General features: G+C 44.9%; 1 pseudogene. It reads right to left on the reverse strand.

Features of this window, described 5'->3' with window-relative positions:
• Positions 1-757 (reverse strand): annotated as a pseudogene (locus DOT_RS13090) (reverse transcriptase domain-containing protein); the annotation flags it as partial.
• Positions 758-764: the final 7 nt, after the last annotated feature.

Below are 764 nucleotides of genomic sequence, written 5' to 3' on the forward strand. Positions count from 1 at the left end.
ATTGCCAAGTAACGGACTCAGGGGTCCGCCTTGTGGTACGCCCTCTGGACTTTTTTCAAACATCCCGTTGGTCATTATTCCTGCTTTTAGAAATTTATGAATTAGAGATATGACCCGGCCCTCCTTTATCGTCTCTGACAAAATCTGAATCAGCTTGCTTTGGTTTACCGTATCGAAATATTTCTCCAAATCCCATATCCACTACATATTTGTAACCTACTGAGATATAGGTTTGGCATCTTCTTAGAGCACCGTGGGCACTGCGGTTCGGTCGGAATCCAAAGCTATTGTCTGAGAACTGTTGCTCAAAGATGGGACTTAGAACTTGAGCTATTGCTTGTTGAACTAACCTGTCCACGACGGTGGGTATTCCTAGTTTCCTGGTCTTTCCGTTTTCTTTGGGTATCTCTACCCTTCGTACGGGTTTTGGACGGTATTTACCATCCCGGAGGGATTGCAATAGTTCATCCTTGTGTTCTTTCAGGAAGGGTTGAAGTTCATCCACCTGCATACCATCGATTCCACCTGCACCTTTGTTTCTTTTAACCTGCCTATAGGCCTGGTTTAGATTCTCGGTGCTAAGGATTTGCTCAAGCAAAACTTCCGTCTGCTCATTTGTGTTGGTGTTGTCGGTTTCAGTCATCTTGGGTGACGCGCACACTTCTGCATACTCTCTCTGTTCCGCAGATACCCTTTGCAGATAGCCCTCTATTCGAAGTTGTCTGTGTTTTGAATTGCCACTTTCAGTAACTTTCATTGACCCA

Origin of the sequence: Desulfosporosinus sp. OT, from assembly GCF_000224515.1 — a bacterium.
Taxonomy (GTDB): Bacteria; Bacillota; Desulfitobacteriia; order Desulfitobacteriales; family Desulfitobacteriaceae; genus Desulfosporosinus.